At 58.9% G+C, this 22,176-nt stretch carries 16 protein-coding genes and 1 pseudogene; 10 read left to right on the top strand and 7 right to left on the bottom strand.

Going from position 1 to position 22,176, the window contains the following annotated elements; translation table 11 throughout:
* The 5 genes and pseudogenes from ACIPIN_RS24290 to glmS all read left to right on the top strand — a co-directional run.
* Nucleotides 1–142, top strand: a pseudogene (locus ACIPIN_RS24290) (F0F1 ATP synthase subunit beta); the annotation flags it as partial.
* Nucleotides 143–187: 45 nt separating this feature from the next.
* A complete protein-coding gene (locus ACIPIN_RS24285) occupies nucleotides 188–613 on the top strand; it encodes a F0F1 ATP synthase subunit epsilon (protein WP_401123126.1) in 426 nt (141 codons plus the stop codon).
* Between the two features lie 117 nt (nucleotides 614–730).
* Complete coding sequence (gene glmU, locus ACIPIN_RS24280) at nucleotides 731–2,098, top strand: bifunctional UDP-N-acetylglucosamine diphosphorylase/glucosamine-1-phosphate N-acetyltransferase GlmU (protein WP_401123124.1); 1,368 nt, start codon at nucleotides 731–733, stop codon at nucleotides 2,096–2,098.
* 230 nt (nucleotides 2,099–2,328) lie between these two features.
* A complete protein-coding gene (locus ACIPIN_RS24275; RefSeq protein ID WP_401123129.1) occupies nucleotides 2,329–3,108 on the top strand; it encodes a DeoR/GlpR family DNA-binding transcription regulator in 780 nt (259 codons plus the stop codon).
* A 1-nt stretch (nucleotide 3,109) separates the two neighbouring features.
* Entirely contained in the window at nucleotides 3,110–4,942 is a 1,833-nt protein-coding gene (gene glmS / locus ACIPIN_RS24270) for a glutamine--fructose-6-phosphate transaminase (isomerizing) (protein WP_401123122.1), read from the top strand.
* A 201-nt stretch (nucleotides 4,943–5,143) separates the two neighbouring features.
* On the opposite strand, the gene ACIPIN_RS24265 is transcribed toward glmS, so the two are convergent.
* A complete protein-coding gene (locus ACIPIN_RS24265; RefSeq protein ID WP_401123119.1) occupies nucleotides 5,144–6,784 on the bottom strand; it encodes an Nramp family divalent metal transporter in 1,641 nt (546 codons plus the stop codon).
* Nucleotides 6,785–8,096: 1,312 nt separating this feature from the next.
* Between ACIPIN_RS24265 and ACIPIN_RS24260 the strand changes: the two genes are divergently transcribed.
* The 5 genes from ACIPIN_RS24260 (at nucleotide 8,097) to ACIPIN_RS24240 (ending at nucleotide 14,973) form a co-directional block, all read left to right on the top strand.
* Entirely contained in the window at nucleotides 8,097–9,842 is a 1,746-nt protein-coding gene (locus ACIPIN_RS24260; protein WP_401123117.1) for an ABC transporter permease, read from the top strand.
* A 14-nt stretch (nucleotides 9,843–9,856) separates the two neighbouring features.
* The gene (locus tag ACIPIN_RS24255; RefSeq protein WP_401123115.1) at nucleotides 9,857–11,179 is read left to right on the top strand and encodes an AAA-associated domain-containing protein; all 1,323 of its coding nucleotides are present in this window, start codon (nucleotides 9,857–9,859) and stop codon (nucleotides 11,177–11,179) included.
* A 42-nt stretch (nucleotides 11,180–11,221) separates the two neighbouring features.
* A complete protein-coding gene (locus ACIPIN_RS24250) occupies nucleotides 11,222–12,124 on the top strand; it encodes a LysR family transcriptional regulator (protein ID WP_401123112.1) in 903 nt (300 codons plus the stop codon).
* 130 nt (nucleotides 12,125–12,254) lie between these two features.
* Nucleotides 12,255–12,878: a glutathione S-transferase family protein gene (locus tag ACIPIN_RS24245; RefSeq protein WP_401123109.1), complete on the top strand. Its 624-nt coding sequence runs from the start codon at nucleotides 12,255–12,257 to the stop codon at nucleotides 12,876–12,878.
* Nucleotides 12,879–12,942: 64 nt separating this feature from the next.
* Nucleotides 12,943–14,973, top strand: a complete 2,031-nt coding sequence (locus tag ACIPIN_RS24240; RefSeq protein WP_401123106.1) for a pyridoxamine 5'-phosphate oxidase family protein — start codon at nucleotides 12,943–12,945, stop codon at nucleotides 14,971–14,973.
* Between the two features lie 102 nt (nucleotides 14,974–15,075).
* Here the strand turns inward: ACIPIN_RS24240 and ACIPIN_RS24235 are convergent, their stop codons facing one another.
* From ACIPIN_RS24235 to ACIPIN_RS24210, 6 genes are read right to left on the bottom strand one after another with little or no spacing between them, the layout of a single operon-like run.
* Entirely contained in the window at nucleotides 15,076–16,206 is a 1,131-nt protein-coding gene (locus tag ACIPIN_RS24235; protein WP_401123104.1) for a glycosyltransferase family 4 protein, read from the bottom strand.
* Nucleotides 16,207–17,337 carry a glycosyltransferase family 4 protein gene (locus ACIPIN_RS24230; RefSeq protein WP_401123101.1) on the bottom strand — a complete coding sequence of 377 codons (1,131 nt, stop codon included), beginning with the start codon at nucleotides 17,335–17,337 and terminating at the stop codon, nucleotides 16,207–16,209.
* Nucleotides 17,321–18,688 (bottom strand): glycosyltransferase family 4 protein, encoded by a 1,368-nt coding sequence (locus ACIPIN_RS24225; RefSeq protein ID WP_401123099.1) that lies wholly within the window; start codon nucleotides 18,686–18,688, stop codon nucleotides 17,321–17,323. The genes ACIPIN_RS24230 and ACIPIN_RS24225 overlap by 17 nt, the downstream gene beginning before the upstream one ends.
* On the bottom strand, nucleotides 18,685–19,938 hold the full coding sequence (locus ACIPIN_RS24220; protein ID WP_401123096.1) for an ABC transporter ATP-binding protein: 1,254 nt from the start codon (nucleotides 19,936–19,938) through the stop codon (nucleotides 18,685–18,687). The genes ACIPIN_RS24225 and ACIPIN_RS24220 overlap by 4 nt, the downstream gene beginning before the upstream one ends.
* The gene (locus ACIPIN_RS24215) at nucleotides 19,938–20,732 is read right to left on the bottom strand and encodes an ABC transporter permease (RefSeq protein ID WP_401123093.1); all 795 of its coding nucleotides are present in this window, start codon (nucleotides 20,730–20,732) and stop codon (nucleotides 19,938–19,940) included. The genes ACIPIN_RS24220 and ACIPIN_RS24215 overlap by 1 nt, the downstream gene beginning before the upstream one ends.
* Nucleotides 20,733–22,175, bottom strand: coding sequence for a mannose-1-phosphate guanylyltransferase/mannose-6-phosphate isomerase (locus ACIPIN_RS24210; RefSeq protein WP_401123091.1), 1,443 nt, complete (start codon nucleotides 22,173–22,175; stop codon nucleotides 20,733–20,735). It abuts the gene before it with no gap.
* Between the last annotated feature and the right edge of the window lies 1 nt (nucleotide 22,176).

Below are 22,176 nucleotides of genomic sequence, written 5' to 3'. Positions count from 1 at the left end.
TTCGGGTAAATACGTTTCCCTGAAAGACACCATTGCTGGCTTCAAAGGCATCCTCAACGGTGACTACGACCACCTGCCAGAACTAGCGTTCTACATGGTCGGCGGCATCGAAGAAGCGATCGAGAAAGCCAAAAAACTGTAATCCAGGCGCCCGGTGACGGGCGCTAATTTAGGTTGAGGCAAGCAGATGGCTATGACAGTCCATTGCGACATCGTCAGCGCGGAAGGGGAAATCTTCTCCGGTCTGGTCGAGATGGTGATTGCGCACGGTGAGCTGGGTGAGCTTGGTATCGCTCTGGGTCACGCTCCGCTGATCACTAATCTGAAACCAGGTCCGATCCGCTTGATCAAGCAGGGTGGGGAAGCCGAGGTGTATTACATCTCCGGTGGTTACCTCGAGGTTCAGCCGAACATGGTCAAGGTTCTTGCCGACACCGTGCAACGTGCTGCCGACCTGGACGAAGCCTCCGCTCAGCAAGCCGTTCAGGCTGCCGAGAAGGCCTTGCATGATAGAGGCGCCGAGTTCGACTACGGTTCCGCTGCTGCACGTCTGGCCGAGGCGACAGCTCAGCTGCGCACCGTCCAGCAGATCCGCAAGAAGTTCGGCGGCTGATAAGCCTCCCGCTTGTTGTGTGATTGATTAAAAAGGGTAGCCTCGGCTACCCTTTTTCTTTTTCTGCAATTCACCCCTTGGTCGCAGCCGCTGACCTCCCAGGATTGGTAGCCAGTCATGTCACTTGAAATCGTTATTCTCGCTGCCGGTCAAGGCACTCGCATGCGCTCGGCTCTGCCGAAGGTTCTTCACCCGGTGGCGGGCAATTCGATGCTTGGCCATGTTATCCACAGCGCCCGCCAACTTGATCCACAGCGCATCCACGTGGTGATCGGCCACGGTGCCGATGAGGTACGCGAGCGTCTGGCTGCAGACGACTTGAACTTCGTGTTGCAGGACCAGCAACTCGGCACGGGTCACGCAGTGGCCCAGGCTGTGCCGTTCATCACCGCCGATACTGTGTTGATTCTTTACGGTGATGTGCCGCTGATTGAAGTCCCAACTCTGCAACGCCTGCTCAAGCTTGTGGCGCCACTGCAGATGGGACTGTTGACCGTCGAGCTCGATGACCCGACGGGTTACGGTCGCATTGTGCGCAATGCTGACGGTCGGGTGACCGCTATCGTCGAGCACAAAGATGCCAGCGAAGCCGAACGTACGATCACTGAAGGCAACACCGGCATTCTTGCGGTGCCGGCCAGTCATCTGGGCGACTGGATGAGCCGGCTCTCCAACAACAACGCCCAAGGCGAGTACTACCTGACCGACGTGATTGCCATGGCAGTCAGCGACGGTCTGGTGGTGGACACCGAGCAACCTCACGACGCGATGGAAGTGCAGGGCGCCAACGACCGCAAGCAGCTCGCAGAGCTTGAGCGTCACTATCAGTTGCGTGAAGGCCGTCGCCTGATGGCTCAGGGCGTGACGCTGCGCGATCCAGCGCGTTTTGATGTGCGCGGTGAAGTGACCGTCGGCCGTGATGTACTGATCGACATCAACGTGATCCTGGAAGGTCGTGTGGTTATTGAAGACGACGTGGTCATTGGCCCGAACTGCGTGATCAAGGACAGCACCTTGCGCAAAGGCGTGGTGATCAAGGCCAACAGCCATATCGAAGGCGCGATATTGGGCGAGGGCAGCGATGCCGGTCCGTTCGCGCGCCTGCGTCCGGGCACTGTGCTGGAAGCCCGCGCCCATGTGGGTAACTTTGTCGAACTGAAGAATGCCCATTTGGGTGAAGGTGCCAAGGCCGGCCACCTGAGCTACCTGGGTGACGCCGAGATCGGTGCGCGCACCAACATCGGCGCGGGCACCATCACCTGCAACTATGATGGCCTCAACAAGTGGAAGACTGTCTTGGGTGAAGACGTATTCATTGGCTCCAACAACTCGTTGGTGGCGCCTGTGGATATCTTGGACGGCGCGACCACTGCGGCGGGCTCGACGATTACCTCGAATGTGGATAAATCCCAATTGGCCATTGGGCGGGCTCGGCAGAAGAACATCGATGGCTGGAAGCGTCCGGTGAAAGTCCACAAGAGCTGAGTTATCCACAGGTCAATGATCGGGCTGGAGTTATTCACAGCCTGATCCATCGCATTCGCGAGCAAGCGAACGTCGCCCGGCCCTTCCCACAGGTTTATACGCAATTCCTGTGGGAGCGGGCTTGCTCGCGAATGGGTTAACCACAGATGTTTTTTTCGTGCGCCGGCTTGACGAAGTTTCGCCGATAGGTTTTGATTGCTTTCGTTATCTTTCGAATCGAAACTTACCTAATCATGTCAAAGCGCAATACACCACAACGTCGCCACAATATCCTTGCCTTGCTCACTGAGCAGGGCGAAGTCAGTGTGGATGAACTGGCCAAGCGTTTCGAAACCTCGGAAGTTACGATTCGCAAAGACCTCGCGGCGCTTGAAAGCAATGGCTTGTTGCTACGCCGTTACGGCGGCGCGATCACCATGCCGCAAGAGTTGGTCAGTGATCCGAGCCAACCCGTCTCTCAGTACAAGCAAGCCATTGCCCGAACCGCGGTGATGCGAATTCGCGAACACGCGCGAATTATCATCGACAGCGGCAGCACGACCGCCGCGATGATTCCGAAACTTGGGCAACAACCGGGTCTGGTCGTCATGACCAACTCTCTGCACGTTGCCAATGCTCTGAGCGAACTTGAACATGAGCCAGTATTGTTGATGACGGGTGGAACCTGGGACCCGCATTCCGAGTCTTTCCAGGGGCAGGTCGCCGAACAGGTCCTGCGCTCTTATGATTTCGACCAGTTGTTCATCGGTGCCGATGGCATTGATCTGGTGCGCGGTACCACGACTTTCAACGAGCTGCTCGGTCTGAGCCGAGTGATGGCCGACGTGGCTCGTGAAGTGATCGTGATGGTCGAATCCGACAAGATCGGCCGCAAGATTCCAAACCTGGAGCTGCCATGGAGCAGCGTCCATACCCTTATTACCGATGATCGCCTGCCGCAAGAGGCACGCGATCAGATTCAGGCCCGCGGCATTAACTTGATTTGCGCGGCAGTCAGCCAGGAGATATAGCATGTGTGGAATTGTCGGCGCAGTCGCGGAACGTAACATCACCGCCATTTTGCTCGAAGGTCTCAAGCGCCTCGAATACCGCGGCTATGACAGCGCCGGTGTTGCGGTTTACACCAACGGCGAAAAACTCGAGCGCATGCGTCGCCCGGGCAAGGTCAGCGAGTTGGAGCAAGCGCTGGCCGCCGAACCGCTGGTCGGCCGTCTGGGTATTGCCCACACCCGTTGGGCGACTCACGGTGCGCCCTGCGAGCGTAACGCTCACCCGCATTTCTCCGGCGATCTGGCGGTGGTGCACAACGGCATCATCGAAAACCATGAAGCCCTGCGTGAACAGCTCAAGGCCCTGGGTTACGTGTTCACCTCGGACACCGATACTGAAGTCATTGCCCACCTGCTGAACCACAAACTCAAAGACCTCAGCGACCTGACCATCGCCCTCAAGGCCACGGTCAAAGAACTGCACGGTGCCTACGGCCTGGCCGTTATCAGCGCGCAACAACCCGATCGTCTGGTCGCCGCCCGCAGTGGTAGCCCGCTGGTGATCGGCCTGGGTCTGGGCGAGAACTTCCTCGCGTCCGACCAATTGGCACTGCGTCAGGTCACTGACCGTTTCATGTACCTGGAAGAAGGGGACATCGCCGAAATCCGCCGCGACAGCGTGCAGATCTGGGATATCGATGGCAAAGCTGTCGAGCGCGAAGCAGTGCAGTACCGCGATAACACCGAATCCGCCGAGAAGGGCAAGTTCCGCCACTTCATGCTCAAGGAAATCCACGAACAACCATCGGTCGTGCAACGCACTCTGGAAGGTCGCCTTGGCCCGAACCAGGTGCTGGTTCAGGCTTTTGGTCCACAAGCCGCCGAGTTGTTCGCCAAGGTCCGCAATGTGCAGATCGTCGCCTGTGGCACCAGCTACCACGCCGGTATGGTCGCGCGTTACTGGCTCGAAGAACTGGCCGGGATCCCGTGCCAGGTCGAAGTTGCCAGCGAATTCCGTTATCGCAAAGTGGTCGTGCAGCCAGATTCGCTGTTCGTCACGATCTCCCAGTCTGGCGAAACCGCCGACACCCTGGCCGCACTGCGCAATGCCAAAGAGCTGGGTTTCCTCGCCAGCCTGGCCATCTGCAACGTCGGCATCAGTTCCTTGGTGCGTGAGTCCGACCTGACCCTGCTGACCCAGGCCGGTCGCGAAATCGGTGTGGCATCGACCAAAGCGTTCACTACTCAGTTGGTGGGTCTGTTGCTGTTGACCCTGTCGTTGGGTCAGGTGCGTGGCACCTTGGCCAAAGGCGTGGAAGCTGAACTGGTCGAAGAACTGCGTCGCTTGCCGACTCGTTTGGGCGAAGCGCTGGCCATGGACAGCACCGTCGAAAAAATCGCCGAGTTGTTCGCCGACAAGCACCACACGCTGTTCCTCGGCCGTGGCGCGCAGTACCCGGTGGCGATGGAAGGCTCGCTCAAGCTCAAGGAAATTTCTTACATCCACGCCGAAGCCTACCCGGCCGGCGAGCTCAAGCACGGCCCGTTGGCACTGGTCGACGACGACATGCCGGTGGTGACTGTGGCACCGAACAACGAGCTGTTGGAGAAGTTGAAATCCAACCTGCAGGAAGTTCGTGCCCGTGGCGGTCAGCTGATTGTGTTTGCTGACGAGAAAGCTGGCATGAGCAATGGCGAAGGCACGCATGTGGTCAACATGCCGCACATCCACGACATCCTGTCACCGATCCTCTACACCATTCCGCTGCAGCTGCTCTCGTACTACGTCGCCGTGCTCAAAGGCACTGACGTCGACCAACCGCGCAACCTGGCGAAGTCGGTGACGGTGGAGTGAGTTATCCACAAGGCTGAAACCTGAGCTGGTTTTTACCAAGCGGTTTCGACGCTATGCAAAAACCCCCTGAGTCAGGGGGTTTTTTATTATCTGGCCCTTTCATCACGAAGCGGCTGTGAGGATGCTTTCCGGGGAGGGGATAGGGGGCTGCTGTACAGGCAGGACGAAAGCTTGCGCCATTCGTCCTGCCTGTTAACAGATTTAAGCGAGTGCCAGTTGGATGACCTTGTAAATCACCATGACCATTGCCACCACCAGATAGCCGCGCAGCACGCCCATCCAGATGCGATTGCGTTGCGACAGTACCATCGGCTTCAGTTGTGCCAGTGGCGGCGTCCGCCACGAGTACATCATTTGTTGGGTGAAGGTAACGGTGTTCTCAGGCAGCATCCCGTTGTCGACCTCTTTGCGGGCGTGTAGCACATTCACCGCAATGGCGATGACGAGTCCCACCAAGCCACCACCGATGAGGATGTTGGTGATGGTTTCACCGGACATATCCGGGAAGGCCACCGAAGCCGTCAAGATGACCGACAGCAGTACCAGCACTGCCACAATGATCGCAGTAATGACGTTGGTGAAGCGCTTGTTTGCCCATGGGCCCAGCACTTCCTTGTCGTTGCACAGCAGCAACAGGAACACGGTGGCGCTTGGCAGCAGTACACCCGCCAGCGTCTGTACCGCGTTGGTCAGCAGGCCGAGCGGCACACCCGGAATCAACACCAGCGCTGCGGCCAGTGCAATCAGGCCGCAGTACATCACGTAAAAGCCCTTGGCATCGCTTGGTTTACGGTGCAGCGAGTGTTTCAGTTTCAGTACATCACCCAGCGCGTAGGCGGTCGACAGCGAGACCGCCATTGCGCCGATGATGCTGGCGTCGATCAATGCGATCGCAAACAGTACCCCCGGCAGGCGCCCGTGATATTTGGCGATGCCTGTGGCGATGGCGCCGGCATCGGTGAACTGGCCAAACTCAGGGTGACCGACAAAAACCTGCGCGGTGAAAGCGATCATTGCCACGGCACCAATCACCACCATCGCAATGCCCAGCCATAGATCGGCGCGTTCGTACTTGATGAAGCGCGGGGTGATGCGTTTGTCGATCACGTAGCTTTGCTGGAAGAACAGCTGCCATGGTGCCACGGTAGTGCCAACAATGCCGATGATCAGCAGCAACACTTCCGACAATTTGCCGTCAGTCGGCAGTTGCGGGATGAAAAAGTCGTGAGCGACTTGCGCCATGGGTGGATGGATCATCACGAAAATCGGTACCAGGAGCAGGCTGCCAATCACCAGGATCAACGCGAAGCGTTCGAAGCGCCGGAAGTCGCCGGTGCAGGCTGCGAGCATGATGAACACCGCTGCCACACAGACACCGGCCACCTTGGGCACTCCGAGGAAGTCCATCCCGAGGCTGATGCCGATGAACTCGGTGACAATGGTCAGCGCGTTGAGGATGAACAGGTCGATCGCACTGAACGCACCCCAGAACTTGCCGAAGCGTTCAAAGATCAGTCGGGCGTGACCGACACCCGTCACGGCACCCAGACGCAGCACCATTTCCTGATTGACGTACAGCACCGGGATCAACAGCGCCATGGTCCACAGCAGCATGGTCCCGTAGTTCTGGCCAGCCTGGCCATAGGTGCTGAATGCACCGGCATCATTGTCACCCACCATCACGATCAACCCGGGGCCCAGGATGGCCAGCAGCGTTTTGAAGCGCTGCCACCAACCATTGCGCGGGGCGATGTCGTCGTGACGGATAGTACCGAATGCTCCGCGGATGTCTCCGACGTGGGCGCTGTCAAGAACAGCTGTTTCAATCTTCAAGTTGGACATAACGAAATCTCTCCAAAAGCGTAACGCTGGATGCCGCTTTCGATTCCCGCCGGACCGGTGTGCTGGTGTCTCCCTCTGTAAACCACAACCTAAAGCTGGAATCAGAGTGGAAAATCAGGCGTCCTGGTGCTGAGGGGCGCGAAATAAACGGGCACTAAACCGTCGACCAAATAGGTCGGAGTCGTGAGAGGTCACGCGGAGAGAAATGCGGAAAATCGAGGGGAAGATCAGCCAGTGATGGTTGTGCTACTGCCCGCTAGACGCCGCCATTTCAATCAGAGTGACCGGACTACTACTACTGGGGTCCATAAGTGGTCTCTCCTTCATGATGTTCATGGCGGCACAGCTTCGAATATTGAGATGGCCTTTGATTACTTTCAGGTGGCATGACGCCCTCCTTTCCGTACCTGGTGGTACGAACACGTTAAAACAATCGCTACTGCACAAACGGAGGCAGGCGATGAGTCAGAAACCTGCGACCGCAACGAACGCAAGACGCACGCGCGGATCACGAGCGCGCAGATAAATCTGCCCACTCAGGTTTCATGTTTTAGTTACGCGAAGGAGTTTGATACTGATGCGCGCAACGTCCTGCACTTGGCAAGACGTTGGCTAAGGGGATCTAGCTGAGGTCGTGCCAAGCTTTTACGGAGAATTTCTCCGATTCACAACAATGACTGTCCAAAGAAAAATGACCTCAGATGTAACAAGTTGTAAATTTTGGCGGGCGGAGCTGGGAAAGTCAACACTGCTCATTCAACCCCCCGCTCGCTACCTGATGGCCGGTGGAGTCGAGATGCGGCAATGGGCATCGATTCCGCCAATGGGAGGGTGGCCATTCACAAATACGTAAAAAATACGTCAAGTTTATGTTTCTGTAACAATTAGAAACGTACAATCCGCCCCGGAAAAGCCGCGCGTCGGCATCGACTTCGATTGCGTGTGCCGCAGGCAAAATCTGCCGGCCCGATGACGTAGTGCTTTTCCTGTCCAAATGTCCTTTTCACTCCCGTTCAGGAGACTCCAGCCATGGACCCTGCCGATTCTCGGCGGGCCACCCATTGGGATGCCAAGTGAGGCGCAGAGGGTAAATGGTGTGTTCAGATCCACGGATTTCTGAGCCACTGAACCATTTTCTGCATCGCCCCCGTAGCGTTCGTTTGTGTGGCCTCCCTCCATCGTTTTATTACCCCGCTAGAGTGTACGTAGCTGTGCTGCAACTGCCCGTTGAGCTGTTCAGTGCGCGGTCACTCTAGAAACTGTTGATCGGTGGTCAACGATCACCTCCAGAACGCTACTGGAATCACTGAACATGAATAAGGTATTGCGTCATTACATACCGGCCACGGCACAACGGTTGCTTCCCAACCGCTGGGACCTGATCGCCATGCCGTTGGTGATTGGCTTCCTGCTGTTTTTCTCGATTGGTGCCCACGAGACCTGGGCCCCGATCTCGACGTTGCAGACCCAGGCCATCTCGCTGGACCCGGCTGACTTGCCCGAATATGCGATCCGCACAACGTTGCGCATGCTCGCGGCCATGGTGGCGTCACTGATCTTTACCTTGGTGTACGGGACGTTGGCGGCCAAAAGCCGGCGTGCAGAGAAGCTGCTGGTGCCGGTGCTGGACATCCTGCAATCGGTGCCTGTTCTGGGCTATATCTCGTTTACCGTGACATTTTTCCTGTTGCTGTTTCCAGGGCGGGTGCTGGGCGCGGAGTGCGCGGCAATCTTTGCTATCTTCACCGCCCAGGCCTGGAACATGACGTTCAGCTTCTATCAGTCGCTGCGCACGGTGCCTCGGGATCTCGAAGAGGTGTCCAGCAACCTGCAGCTTTCCGGCTGGCAAAGGTTCTGGAAACTGGATGTGCCGTTCGCCATTCCGGGCCTGGTCTGGAACATGATGATGAGCATGTCCGGAGGCTGGTTCTTCGTGGTGGCCTCGGAAGCGATCACCGTGGGCGACAAGACCATTACCTTGCCGGGCGTCGGTTCCTATCTGGCGACGGCCATTGAGCAGCGCGACATGCACGCCGTGGGTTACGTCATTCTGGCGATGATTGTAGTCATCCTGATTTACGACCAGTTCCTGTTTCGGCCGCTGGTGGCCTGGGCAGACAAGTTCCGGATGGAGGACACCGCTTCCCAGGCCGGGAGCCCTGAGTCGTGGGTGTTGAATCTGATTCAGCGCACCCGCGTCGTTCAGCGCCTGTTGCGGCCGTTTATCCGGGCCATCGTGCGCATCACCAACATGCGCCTGAGCCTGCCACGCTCTAAAGCAGTGGTGGTTCATCAGACCAGCCCGGCGGTTTCAAGGGCTATCGACTGGGTCTGGGGCGCGGCGATTGCGCTGATGACTCTTTACGCGCTGTATCACATTGTCATCTACGTCGGCAGCGAGGTGACGCTTGATGAACTCTGGCATGTGATTGGTCTGGGGGCGATTACCCTGCTGCGGGTGGCCCTGTTGATTCTGTTGGCCTCACTGATCTGGGTACCGCTGGGCGTGATGATCGGTTTGCGCCCGCATCTGGCGGAGAAGATCCAGCCGCTGGCCCAGTTCCTGGCGGCGTTCCCGGCGAACCTGTTGTTTCCGGTGTTTGTCATCGTGATTCTGCACTACAAGTTGAACCCGGACATCTGGCTCAGCCCGCTGATCGTGCTGGGGACGCAGTGGTACATCCTGTTCAACGTGATCGCCGGTGCCAGTGCATTTCCCAACGATTTTCGCGAGGCCGCGGCGAATTTCCACATTCGCGGCTGGCAGTGGTGGCGCAAGGTAATGCTGCCCGGCATTTTCCCGTATTACGTGACCGGTGCGATTACTGCCTCGGGCGGGGCGTGGAACGCCAGTATCGTTTCCGAATTCGTTTCCTGGGGGCAGGACAAAGTGGTCGCTCACGGCTTGGGGGCCTATATCGCCCAGACCACCGCGGCTGGCGACTTTCCAAAAATCACCTTGGGCGTGGTAGTGATGTCGTTCTTTGTCGTGGCGTTCAACCGCGTGCTGTGGCGGCCGATGTACGCCATCGCTGAAAACAAACTCCGTCTGAATTAACAGGTGTCGATGTCATGAATAGCCATACTGAAAAAACAGGCGCGCACTCCGAAATTTATGCACTCACGAATGTGAGCCGCGGGTTTGGCAAGGGCAAGGACGAGTTACAGGTACTCAGCGATGTCGATCTGACCCTGCGCGAGGGCGAAATCGTCGGCATGCTGGGTCGCTCCGGCTCCGGCAAATCGACGCTGCTGCGGATCATCGCCGGCCTTATTCAGCCCTCTTCGGGCGAGGTTCACTACAACGGCTCATTGCTGACCGGACCTGCCAAAGGCGTGGCCATGGTCTTTCAGACCTTTGCTTTGTTTCCCTGGCTGACAGTTCTGGAAAACGTAGAAGCCGGTCTTCAGGCGTTGCAGGTCGAACCCAAGGAAGCGCGCAAGCGTGCATTGGCGGCGATCGACCTGATCGGCCTCGACGGATTTGAAAACGCTTACCCACGGGAGTTGTCGGGCGGCATGCGTCAGCGGGTGGGCTTTGCCCGGGCGCTGGTGGTCAACCCGACCTTGCTGCTGATGGACGAGCCGTTCTCGGCGCTGGACGTACTGACGGCAGAAACCCTGAGAACCGATTTGCTGGACCTGTGGAGCGGCGGCCAGTTGCCGATCAAGTCCATCCTGATCGTGACCCACAACATCGAAGAGGCGGTGTTGATGTGCGACCGCGTGTTGGTGTTGTCGTCGAACCCCGGTCGGGTCGTGGCGCAAATCAATGTGCCGTTCGCCCACCCGCGCAACCGTCTGGATCCGACCTTTCGCAAAATGGTCGATGACATCTATGCCTTGATGACCAACCGACGCAGTGCCGATGCCAAAACCGGCAAGGCCGAACTGCAATTGGGCAGCCCATTGCCTGAAGTGTCGACCAACCTTATGGCCGGTCTGATCTCTGCACTGGCGGCCGAGCCGTATTATGGGCAGGACAGCCTCTCCAATGTCGCCGAGCGTTTGTTGCTGGAGGTCGATGACCTGTTTCCGGTGGCGGAGATGCTCGAGCATCTGGGATTTGCCGAGCTCAAGGGCGCCGACATCAAGCTGACCGACGCGGGCAAGCTGTTCGATGAGTACGGCACCCAGGAACGCAAAACCATTTTTGCCGAACATCTGCTCCGGTATGTGCCGTTGGCCACCCGTATCCGTCAGGTGCTGCAGGAGCGCCGTGGGCACTGGGCGCCGCGTGTCCGTTTCGAGCAGGAGCTGGGAGACTCGCTCAACGATGCAGCGGTGGAAGAAACCCTGGAGAACGTGATCAGTTGGGGTCGGTACGCCGAAATATTTTCCTATGACGACAACACTGAGACCTTCAGTCTGGAAGATGTCGAAGGCAGTCTGTAACCGGCTCATTCAAGGTCGGCACGACGGTGCACCAGGTAGCCCATGGACAGACTCCAGGAAATGCAGGTATTCGTCGCCGTGGCGCAAGAGCAGGGTTTCTCTGCGGCGGCGCGGCGTTTGGGGTTGTCTGCGGCTAGCGTGACGCGGGCGGTGGCGGCGCTGGAGGCGCGCATCGGTACTCAATTGCTGACGCGAACCACGCGCAGTGTGCATCTTAGCGAGGCCGGTCAGCGTTACCTGGAAGACTGCCGACGCATTCTGGCGGACATTCAGGAAGCCGAGGCGTCAGCCGCTGGCAGTCACGCGCAGCCGCGTGGGCAACTGACAATCACCGCGCCAGTGTTGTTTGGTGAGTTGTTCGTCACGCCGGTGATGGTTGGCTACCTGGAGCAGTTTCCCGATATCAGCATCAACGCGCTGCTGGTCGACCGGGTGGTGAGCATGGTCGAGGAGGGGATCGATGTTGCTGTGCGCATCGGTGAACTGCCTGACAGCAACCAGCACGCCATTCTGGTGGGCGAGGTGCGGCGGGTTATCTGCGGGTCTCCCGATTATCTGAAACGCCACGGTCGGCCTGTGCATCCCGATGATTTGTGTCGAGCGCGGATTGTCGCCACTTCATCCATTGGGCAACAGAGAAACTGGCCCTTTATTGTGGCTGGGGAGGTGTTGAGCATTCGCCCTGAACCGCGTCTGGTGGTGACCGCGAATCAAGCGGCAATCACCGCCGCTGCTCTGGGGCTTGGACTGACCCGGGTTCTTTCCTATCAGGTGGCCAGCAAGGTCGCCGCCGGTGAGCTTGAAATCGTCCTGCAAGACTTCGAACTTTCTCCATTGCCCATCCATGTGGTGTATCAGGGCGGGCGCAAGGCGCCGGCGCGGATACGCAGTTTCGTGGACTATGCAGTGAAGGCGTTGCGTGAACATCCGGCGTTGCGCACCTGAAGCGTTATTGCACCGGCTGAAATGATGGATTGTGTTTTCTGGTTATTCTGTTGTTTTGGTAGCAGGTGGAAGATGGCGCCATTCAGCGCGGTTCTCTCCTGAACGGCGCGATCCACCCGCGGAGTCGACCATGCACGCCATCAAACTCTACAACTTCCCACGTTCTGGACACGCCCACCGTGTGGAGCTGATGCTGTCCTTGCTTGAGCTGCCAACCGAGCTGATTTTCGTCGATCTGGCGAAAGGCGCGCATAAACAGCCGGACTTTCTTGTGATCAATTCCTTCGGTCAGGTTCCGGTGATCGATGACCAAGGTGTGGTGCTGGCTGATTCCAACGCAATTCTGGTGTACCTGGCGCACAAATACGGCAAGGGCCGTTGGCTGCCCACTGATCCGGTCGGTGCGGCCAGGGTTCAGCGCTGGTTGTCGGTAGCGGCCGGGCCGATTGCCTTCGGCCCCGCCATTGCACGGCTGATCACGGTGTTCGGTGCGCCTTACAACGCCGAAGAAGTGATCGTCCGTTCCCACAATTTGCTCAAAGTGATTGATCAAGAACTGAGCAAATCCACCTATCTTGCTGGCGATCAGCCGACCATCGCCGATGTTGCCGCCTACAGTTACATCGCCCATGCGCCGGAAGGCAACGTGTCGCTGGCCGACTATGACAACGTGCGGGCCTGGCTGGCGCGGGTCGAGGCCTTGCCCGGTTTTGTCGGCATGCCCCGCACCGTGGCCGGTTTGCAAACCGCCTGAAGCGCTTACGGCCCAGCGAGGTTGGGCCGTTCACACTGCGCCGGGCGCGCAGGGGAGGACCGCGATGGAGCTTTCACCTTGGCATGCTGGCGAGAAACAGTTGCAGGCTCATGCAGGGGTTGCCGAGCGCATGGAAGCGCACGGGCGCAAGGTGATCCGCAGTGAAATGCCGGATCAGCATCGGCAGTTTTATCGTCAGTTGCCGTTCATATTGTTCGGTGCCGTCGATGCCGACGGTAACCCTTGGGCGAGCATCCTCGGAGGCCAACCGGGTTTTGTCCATTCTCCCGAACCTGCGCGGTTGCAACTGGACAGCCTGCCCACGCCAGACGACCCGGCGCAATTACAGGCCGGGGCGGCGATTGGTTTGCTGGGGATCGAGTTGCACACAAGGCGGCGTAACCGTATCAACGGCCGGGTCAGCACGATTGGCGCGCAAGGCCTGAGCGTCGCGGTTGAGCAGGCTTTCGGTAATTGCCCGCAGTACATTCAATTGCGTCAGTTCGAATCAGTACCGCTGGCCGATCCGTCGACTCGCATTGCACAGCGTCTGAATACGCTGGATGACGCGGCCACTGCAATGATTCGTGGTGCCGACACCTTCTTTGTCGCCAGTTATGTGGATGTGGATAACTTGCGCTCTGTGGATGTTTCCCACCGGGGTGGCCAGGCAGGCTTCGTCCAGGTTGAGGGCGACTGCCTGACCATTCCTGATTTTGCCGGCAATCTGCATTTCAATACATTGGGCAACCTGCTGCTCAATCCGCGTGCCGGGTTGCTGTTTATCGATTTCACTTCGGGCGACCTGCTGCAGGTCAGCGGTCGTACCGAAATCATCCTCGACGGCCCGCAAGTGGAAGCCTTTCAAGGTGCCGAACGGCTGTGGAAGCTGCATGTGCAGCAGGTAGTTCGGCGACCCGCAGCATTGGCGTTGCGCTGGCGCTTCGACGGGGTTTCACCCAACAGTTTGATGACCGGCACCTGGGAACAGGCTGCCGCCCGGTTGCAGGCCGCGGCGTTGGGCGATCGCTGGCGGCCCTTGCGAGTCATCCGGATCGAGCGGGAAAGCCAGAACATTCGCTCGATCTATCTGGAGCCGGCTGACGGCGCCGGGTTACCGCTGTTCCAGGCCGGGCAACACTTGCCGGTGCGTTTCACGCTTGATGGCCAGGTGCACATCCGTACGTACAGTCTGTCGAGCGCGCCATCCGACGAATTCTTTCGCATCAGCGTGAAACGTGAAGGGTTGGTGTCTTCACATGTGCACGAACAGATTCGGGTCGGAGACCTGATTGAAGCACGCGCACCGCAAGGGTATTTCACGGTAGCCGCCAATGAACGCCGGCCGCTGGTGCTGTTGGCGGCCGGGGTCGGCATCACGCCTTTGTTGTCGATGCTGCGTGAAGTGGTTTACCAGGGCCAGCGTACCCGGCGTACACGGCCGACTTGGTTGATCCAGAGTTCGCGTAGCCTGGCCGATCAACCGTTTCGGGCTGAGCTTGACCGTTTGTTGGACGGTGCGGATGACGCTGTGCGGATAGTTCGGCTGCTCAGCCAGCCGGAGCACCAGGCGCTGGAAGGCGAGGACTTTGACCTGACCGGTCGCATAGACCTCACGCTGCTTAAAACCATCCTGCTGGTGGAAGACTACGATCAGCTGGATTTTGTCCTGTGTGGCCCGAGCAGTTTCACTCAAGGGCTGTACGACGGTTTACGTGGGTTGGACATCCGCGATGAACGCATTCACGCCGAAACCTTTGGTCCTTCGACGTTACGTCGGCAACCGGATCCGGAGGCGGTAGTCATCGAGCAGCCTCCAGCGGCCACCACCTCGGTCGCGGTGGTGTTCCAGCGTTCGGCCATCGATGCACGCTGGCAGCCGGACGGCGGTAGTTTGCTTGAGTTGGCGGAAAGCCGGGGGTTGCGGCCAGAGTTCAGCTGCCGTGGCGGTTCCTGTGGCACCTGTAAAACCCGTTTGATCAGCGGTCAGGTTAATTATCCACAGCCCCCGGCGGAGTTGCCAGGTGCGGCGGAAGTGCTGATTTGCTGTGCGGTGCCGGCTCAGGGTTCGCAGCCGTTGGTGCTCGACTTGTAATCAGTGTGGGAGCGGGCTTGCTCGCGAAAGCGGTGGGTCGGCTGACATCAATGTTGCATGTTCAATCGCCTTCGCGAGCAAGCCCGCTCCCACCAAAGGCGGTTAGGCGTAGGACAGGGATTTTTCCTCCAGCAGCTCCTGATACAGCTCCGTCCATTTGCGACCCATTTCGTCCGCGGTAAACAGCTGCCGGTAACGAGCTTCAGCCTTCACGCCCATTTCCGCTGCGCGGACAGGGTTTTCCCAGAGCGTGCGCATCGCTTCGCGGAACGCCTGTGGATTACTCGGTGGCACCACCAGCCCGGTTTCACCGTGAATATTGATGTAACTGGTGCCGGTACCGATTTCGCTGGAGATCATCGGTTTGCCGTACATCGCTCCTTCGAGCAGGGAGATACCAAAGGCTTCGGAGCGCAGGTGTGACGGAAAGACAATCGCGTAGCTCAGTTGCAGCAGCGCGACTTTATCTTCGTCGTCCAGGCGTCCGAGGAAATGCAGGTTACGCAAACCCAGTGCGGCGGCTTGGGCGTGCAGCTCATTTTCCAGAGGTCCGGCACCGACGATCACCACCGGGTAATCGACGTCTTTGAGTGCCTCAAGGAGGATGTGCAAGCCTTTGTAATAGCGCATTACGCCCACGAACAGGAAAAATTGCTCACCCAGACGCTGGCGCCAACGGGCCATACGTTCGGTGTCGGGTTTCGGATAGCCGGACTTGTTGAGGCCATAGGGAATGACCCGGGTTTTTTCCGGAAAGCTCTGTAGAACGTCGCTGGTGTGGAGGTAGTTCGGTGATGCCGCGACAATCCGGTCAGCGCTGGCGAGAAAGCGGTTCATCAGTGGACGGTAGAGCTTGAGCAGGTGTTTCTGACGGATGATGTCCGAGTGATACGTCACCACGCTGGGTTTGTTAATGCCGCTGACGAAATGCACCACGTCCATGAACGGCCAGGGGAAGTGGTAGTTGATCACGTCAGCGTCGGCGGCCAACTCCCGAAACTGTTTGAACACACTGTAGGAAAAACCGGTGGAAGCGAACTGCACATCGAGTTTGGCTCGATGGACCTCGTGTTGACCGAACGGGATGACCGCTGGTGTAGGGTTGGCACTTAATGTCAGGACCTTGCTTTCAATGCCGTGCTGTACGCCGCTTTCGCAGAGCTGGAAGATGACTTGTGCAATGCCGCCGACGGTGTCGGACAGGTACGATTTGTAGAAATGAAGAACACGCATTCAACCCTCCAGAGCCCGGCAGTAGGCGCGAGCAGTGACCCTCGCGCAACGCTCCCAGGAAAAAAGCTTTGCTTGTTGCAATCCCGCTTCTCGGCATACCTGCCAATGCGCTTGATCATTGATAAGACGGATCATGACTTCGCACAAGCCGTGCAGATCTTCAGGTTCAATATAGTTGCCCGCAGTGCCCGCGACTTCGGGCATTGCCGAGCGTCGGGTCAGTATCACCGGCGTGCCACTGGCCATCGCCTCCAGAACCGGAAGACCGAAACCTTCATAAATTGACGGAAAAATCAGCCCTCGGGCACCGGCCATCAGGTGTGCGACCTGCTCATCAGGCAGGTACCCCAGCAGGCGGACATGACCGCTTGCCAGCGCCGTGTGTAATTCATCTGCGAGCTGCTCACCTTTCCATCCGGCCATCCCCACCACCAATAAAGGGAAGCGCTGACGCAGTGCCTGAGGCAGCTCGGCGTGGGCTCGCAGTACCAGTGCCAGGTTTTTGCGCGGCTCCAGAGTGCCAACACACAGAAAGTATCCCTGCGGCTGCACGCCATGAGATTGCAGTACCTGCTGCAAGGACTCGTTAGAACGTGGATGAAAACGCGCGGCGGCCCCCAGTGGGGCAACCACGAATCGCTCGGGTCCAAGGCCGAAATAGCGCTGAGCCTCGTCGGCGACAAACTGCGAGTCGGTCAGGATCAGACGTGCCTGTTGCACGCCCTGGCCCAGTCGGCGTTCTATCTCCCGCAATCGCGCTGCGGGCTGGGTTGATGGGTAGTGCAGATGGGTCAGGTCGTGCAGGGTAATGACAGTCGGGCCCTTGAATGCCAGGGGCCACAGACTCGGTTCGTGGTAGAGGTCGATGGCCGCAGAGCGCCCTCGGTCGAAGCGCCGTTGCTCCAGCCAGCGCCGCGCCTGGTAAGCACCGGGGATTTGTCGTAGCAACGGTGTCAGCCGTGAATAACCGGGCATCGCTGCCGCCGGTAGCGACGAACTCCAGCCCCAGCCGTGGAACAATGACAGTTCGAGGTCCGGCTCATGGCGCAGGGCGCTGACCAGCTCGGCCAGATAGTGGCCGATACCCGTTCGGGGTGCCTGCAGAATTCGTGCGTTAAGGGCAATCTGCATGCTGCCTCTCAACTGCGACCGGGGCCTTCTTCAGGTTACGCAGGACTCGCTTGACCAATTGCGCACTGGCTTCGCGCCAACCGAGCCAGCGCCATTCGCTCACCGTGCGCGCGGCCGGGAAGGTCCCGGTGTTTTCCATGTGGGTGACCAGGTCGACCAGGCTTTGCGGGGCTGCGAGATCGAAGTAGGCCATGAATTCACCGCCAATCTCGCGGAACACCGGAATGTCGCTGCCCATCGCTGGCAAACCGCGCTGCATCGCTTCCACCAGCGGCAGGCCGAAACCTTCGACGTAGGAGGGGAACACCAGTGCACTGGCGTGGGAGTAGGCATGTTCGAGACTGGTGTCACTCAGGTCGTTAAACATGAACAGCCGCTGGTTCAGCTCCGGATGTTCACGCACGCGGGCGAGCAGGGCATCGCACTTCCAGCCGATTCGGCCGGCAATGCACAGTCGGGCTTTGGAGCCCGCGGCCCAGGCAAGCTCGAAGGCGTCCAGCAGATAGCCGTGGTTTTTGCGCGGTTCGATGGTGCTGACCATCAGGAACACCGGTTCCGACGTTGCGAACAACCGGGTCAGGCGCGGTTCCACGGCGGCGCTGGCTTCGCTGAGGTCCAGTTCGGAGCCGAGGTGGAAATAGTCGAACCACAACGTGTCGGCTTTCGCCGGGCCGACCCGGCGATGCAATTCCTCACGCACCTGATCGCGCACCGTGGTGGAAATAGTCACGTAGCCGTCGGCGATTTTGCTGATCCAGTCGAACCACTCGTTAAAAATCTGCACAAGCCGTGTGTCGTAGAACTGCGGGTGGGTCAGGGGAATCAGGTCGTAGATCACCGAAACGATACCCACGCCGTCGCGCTTGAGCTGCTCGGCCAACGGGAAGAAATCCGCGTGCCAGGACGAATCCAGCAATACCAGTTGATCCCCCGGCTGGTGTTGCAACGGCGAGCAACGCTTGGGCAGATGATATCGGTTGAGCTGGTCAATCAGGCGCAACGGAACGCTGAAACCCGCCACTGCCGTGAGACGGTAAGCCACATACAGCGCTCGCCGGGTCCATTGCGACGTGCAGCGCTGGTCGAGGCGTTGGTGCAGTTGGTGGTAGCGGTGCGCCAGGCGCTCCAGCCGCCCGCCGAACGCCATCAACCCATTGAAAAACGGATTGTCCAAAGGGCCAAGTTTCAGCACTCGGTAGAGCTTGCCCTTGAACATCGCCACGGGAATGCATTGCACGCCGTCCACGGTTTCCGGCAGCTGATTGATGACATTGCGCACCACCCGCTGAATGCCCGAATTGACCTTGGGGTGCTGGAATACATAGGTGCACTCCACCAGCAGGCGAGTCATGGCGTGGTCTCCGAAACAGTCTGTGCGGTTGTGCGCGTGATGGTGGTTTTCGCTCCTAGCCACGAGCAGCCGACGAAGTCTTCATGTCGGTTGTTGATGACGTGGAACACCAGGCCGTAATCGCGCCATTCGAAGTTGCGGTCCAGGTGCGAGTCCAGCCGAGATAAGCTCAGGGCCACGGAGTAGTTGCCCTTGCCCAGGCCCATGACGAAGGCAAAGCGATAGGTGACCCGCTCAAAGGCCTGCAGGTCGGTCAGCGCCTGATCCTGACGATGGGTGTTGATCCCGTACATGGCCTGGCCCAGGCGATCCTTGATCATGAAGCCCAACACCAGCCGTTCGACGTCCTGGCGGACTTCGACCTGGACCTCCAGCATCACGGGCTGACCGACTTCGGCGGCGTCGATGGCGCGTTCGCGCTCATCCAGCAGGCGCACGCTGAGGATGCCGGCTTCGCCAGTACCGGAAACGGTTTGTACTTGCCCGCCGGCGAGCATTTCCTGACGCACTGTCTGGCCTTCCCGTTCGGCGAGCAAGGCGTTGTAGTAATCCAAGACCGCTTCGGGCTTGTCGTGCATGGCCATGCGGCCGTTTTCCAGGAGGATCGCCGAGTCGCATATCGACTGGATTGCCGAACGGTCGTGGGACACGATCAGCAGTGTGGTGCCGGCTTTGCGAAAGCTGCGGATGCGGTCGAAGCTCTTGTGCTGGAAGTAGGCGTCGCCCACCGACAGTGCTTCATCGACGATCAGGATGTCCGGGCGCTGGGCGGTGGCCACGCTGAATGCCAGGCGCATCTGCATGCCGCTTGAATAGGTGCGCACGGGATGATCTATGGCTTCGCCGATTTCCGCGAAACGTTCGATCTCGGGCATCAGGGCTTCGATGTCTTCGATCTGCATGCCCAGCAGTTGCCCGGCCATGACCGCGTTCTGCCGGCCGGTGAAATCCGCATGAAACCCCATGCCCAGTTCCAGCAGCGCGGCAACCCGGCCTTCGAGCTGAATCTGTCCACAGGTCGGTTGGGTGGTGCCGGTGATCATCTTCAGCAAGGTACTTTTGCCGGCGCCGTTAACCCCGACAATGCCCACCGCTTCGCCGGGGGCAATCTCGAATTCCACATCTTGCAGCACCCAGTGCTGGCGATGACGGATCGGCGAAAACGGGATCAGCCATTCCGCCAGTCGGCTCCAGCGGGTGGGGTACTGCTTGTAAGCCTTGCCCAGGCCTGTAACGCGTATGTGTCCCATCAGAGTTCATCCACCATTTCGCCGACCCGCTGGCGAAACAGTCGCAGCCCGATCACGCAGAACAACACACCGATCACCAGGATCGGCAGCAAAGAGTTCCACGCCGGCCATTGACCGTAGAGGAACAGGTTCTGGTAACTGGTTATCAGGTTGGTCAGGGGATTGAGTTGCAGCAGGCGCTGGACCCACTCGGGCAGGATACTCATCGGGTACACGATCGGCGTCAGCCAGAACCAGAACTGCAGGCAGATGCCGAAAAACTGTCCGACATCGCGAAAGAATACGTTCAGCACGCCAAGAATCATCCCCAGCCCGGCGCAGAAGATCACCTGCAAGGCCAGCAGCGGCACCATCGCCAGCAAGGCCATGCCCGGCAGGCGCCCGGTGATCAGTAGAAAGCCCAGGAACAGCCCGATGATGATCGCGAAGTTGATGCCGGCATTGAACAGCACGATCACCGGCAAACAGATTCTCGGGAAGCTGATTTTTTTCAGCAGATTGGCGTTTTCCAGAAACATGTTCTGGCAGCGCAAGGTGATTTCCGAGAACAGTCCCCAGGTCAGCAGGCCGGCGCAGAGGTAGATGCTGTAGGCCATACCGTCATCCACCCCCGGCAAGCGAGCGCGCATGATGTGGGAAAAGACCACCGTGTACACGACGATCATCGACAGCGGGTTGAGCACGGTCCACAAGGCACCGAACAGCGAATTGCGATAACGCGATTGGAACTCTCGCTTGACGCTACCGAGGATGAAACCCCGGTAGCTCCACAGCGAGCGCAGATTGAGCAACATTCAGACCGTCCTGCCGTACTGATCTTCGAAGCGGACGATATCGTCCTCTCCCAGATACTCACCGCTTTGAACTTCAATGATCACCAGATCGATCACCCCCGGGTTTTCCAGACGATGCTTGTGCCCGGCAGCAATGAAGGTGGACTCGTTTTTGGCCACCAGGTGCGATCCCGAGCCATTGTTGGTGACTTTGGCCATGCCTTCGACCACCACCCAGTGCTCATTGCGGTGGTGATGCATTTGCAGCGACAGCTTGGCGCCGGGTTTGACCACGATGCGTTTGATCTTGAAGCGCGGACCTTCCTCCAACACGGTGTAAGTGCCCCACGGACGGCTGACGGTGCGGTGCAGGCGATAGCTTTCGTGCTCTTTCTCTTTGAGCTGTTTGACCACCTTGCGCACGTCTTGAGCTCGGTCGGCATGGGCCACCAGCACGGCGTCGGCAGTGTCGATGACGATCAGGTTATCCACACCCACGGTCGCGACCATGCGGCCATCGCTCTGGACGAAGTTGTTGTGGCTGTCGATGAACAGCGCGTCGCCGCTGGCGCGGTTGTTTTGTGCGTCGGCCGGAACCAGGGCACTGACGGCACCCCATGAACCGATGTCGCTCCAGTCGAAAGCGGCAGGCACCACCACCACCTTGTCGGAACGCTCCATCAAGGCATAGTCGATGGAGATATCAGTCATCTCGGCGAAATGTGTCGCCGACAACTCCTGTTGCAGACAACCACCGGTCTCGACCGTGGTGCTGGCCGCGAGGCACGCGTCGGCCTGTTCGAGCAATTGCGGGGCGTGGTTCTGCAACTCCGCCAGCAAGGTGCCGATCGAGAAGCAGAACATGCCTGAGTTCCACAGGAAGTTACCGCTTTCCAGGTAATGCGTGGCGGTTTGCAGGTCGGGTTTTTCGACGAAGCGTGCAACCTTGGCCGCTCCTTGCTCGTCCAGTGGCTCACCGCGTTCGATATAACCGAATCCGGTCTCCGGTGCCGTCGGGACTACACCAAAAGTCACCAGATGCCCGGCCTCGGCCAGTTTCACGGCATGCCTGACGGCGGTCTTGAAAGCATCTTCGTTCTGGATCAGGTGGTCAGCTGGCATCACCACCAGAATTGCTTCGTTGCCGTGCAACGCCTGCAGCGACAGGGCGGCGGCGGCGATGGCCGGGGCGGTGTTGCGGCCCACCGGCTCCAGCACGAAGTGTCCGCGGTGATGACCCAGATCGGCGTCCTGATAATAATCCTTGCTTTGAAAGTAGTAGTCACGGTTGGTCACCGTGACGATATCACCGTGTGTGCCTAGCAGCCCGGCCGCGCGTTGATAGGTCTTGCCCAGCAGCGTCTGGCCGTCAGGCAAGGTCATGAACGGCTTGGGATGACCTTCACGCGAAACCGGCCACAGCCGGGTTCCGGCACCCCCTGAAAGAATCACGGGAATCAGCATG

The sequence above is a fragment of the Pseudomonas sp. NPDC087697 genome (assembly GCF_044743155.1).
In the GTDB taxonomy this organism is placed as follows: Bacteria; Pseudomonadota; Gammaproteobacteria; order Pseudomonadales; family Pseudomonadaceae; genus Aquipseudomonas.
This window is presented reverse-complemented; position numbering and strand designations above follow the sequence as displayed.

Bases quoted from the DNA above. Each gene is read 5' to 3' on its own strand.
- ACIPIN_RS24285 (WP_401123126.1), top strand. From the start codon at position 188: ATGGCTATGACAGTCCATTGCGACATCGTCAGCGCGGAAGGGGAAATC.
- glmU (WP_401123124.1), top strand. From the start codon at position 731: ATGTCACTTGAAATCGTTATTCTCGCTGCCGGTCAAGGCACTCGCATG.
- glmS (WP_401123122.1), top strand. From the start codon at position 3,110: ATGTGTGGAATTGTCGGCGCAGTCGCGGAACGTAACATCACCGCCATT.
- ACIPIN_RS24265 (WP_401123119.1), bottom strand. From the start codon at position 6,784: ATGTCCAACTTGAAGATTGAAACAGCTGTTCTTGACAGCGCCCACGTC.
- ACIPIN_RS24260 (WP_401123117.1), top strand. From the start codon at position 8,097: ATGAATAAGGTATTGCGTCATTACATACCGGCCACGGCACAACGGTTG.
- ACIPIN_RS24255 (WP_401123115.1), top strand. From the start codon at position 9,857: ATGAATAGCCATACTGAAAAAACAGGCGCGCACTCCGAAATTTATGCA.
- ACIPIN_RS24250 (WP_401123112.1), top strand. From the start codon at position 11,222: ATGGACAGACTCCAGGAAATGCAGGTATTCGTCGCCGTGGCGCAAGAG.
- ACIPIN_RS24245 (WP_401123109.1), top strand. From the start codon at position 12,255: ATGCACGCCATCAAACTCTACAACTTCCCACGTTCTGGACACGCCCAC.
- ACIPIN_RS24240 (WP_401123106.1), top strand. From the start codon at position 12,943: ATGGAGCTTTCACCTTGGCATGCTGGCGAGAAACAGTTGCAGGCTCAT.
- ACIPIN_RS24235 (WP_401123104.1), bottom strand. From the start codon at position 16,206: ATGCGTGTTCTTCATTTCTACAAATCGTACCTGTCCGACACCGTCGGC.
- ACIPIN_RS24230 (WP_401123101.1), bottom strand. From the start codon at position 17,337: ATGCAGATTGCCCTTAACGCACGAATTCTGCAGGCACCCCGAACGGGT.
- ACIPIN_RS24225 (WP_401123099.1), bottom strand. From the start codon at position 18,688: ATGACTCGCCTGCTGGTGGAGTGCACCTATGTATTCCAGCACCCCAAG.
- ACIPIN_RS24220 (WP_401123096.1), bottom strand. From the start codon at position 19,938: ATGGGACACATACGCGTTACAGGCCTGGGCAAGGCTTACAAGCAGTAC.
- ACIPIN_RS24215 (WP_401123093.1), bottom strand. From the start codon at position 20,732: ATGTTGCTCAATCTGCGCTCGCTGTGGAGCTACCGGGGTTTCATCCTC.
- ACIPIN_RS24210 (WP_401123091.1), bottom strand. From the start codon at position 22,175: ATGCTGATTCCCGTGATTCTTTCAGGGGGTGCCGGAACCCGGCTGTGG.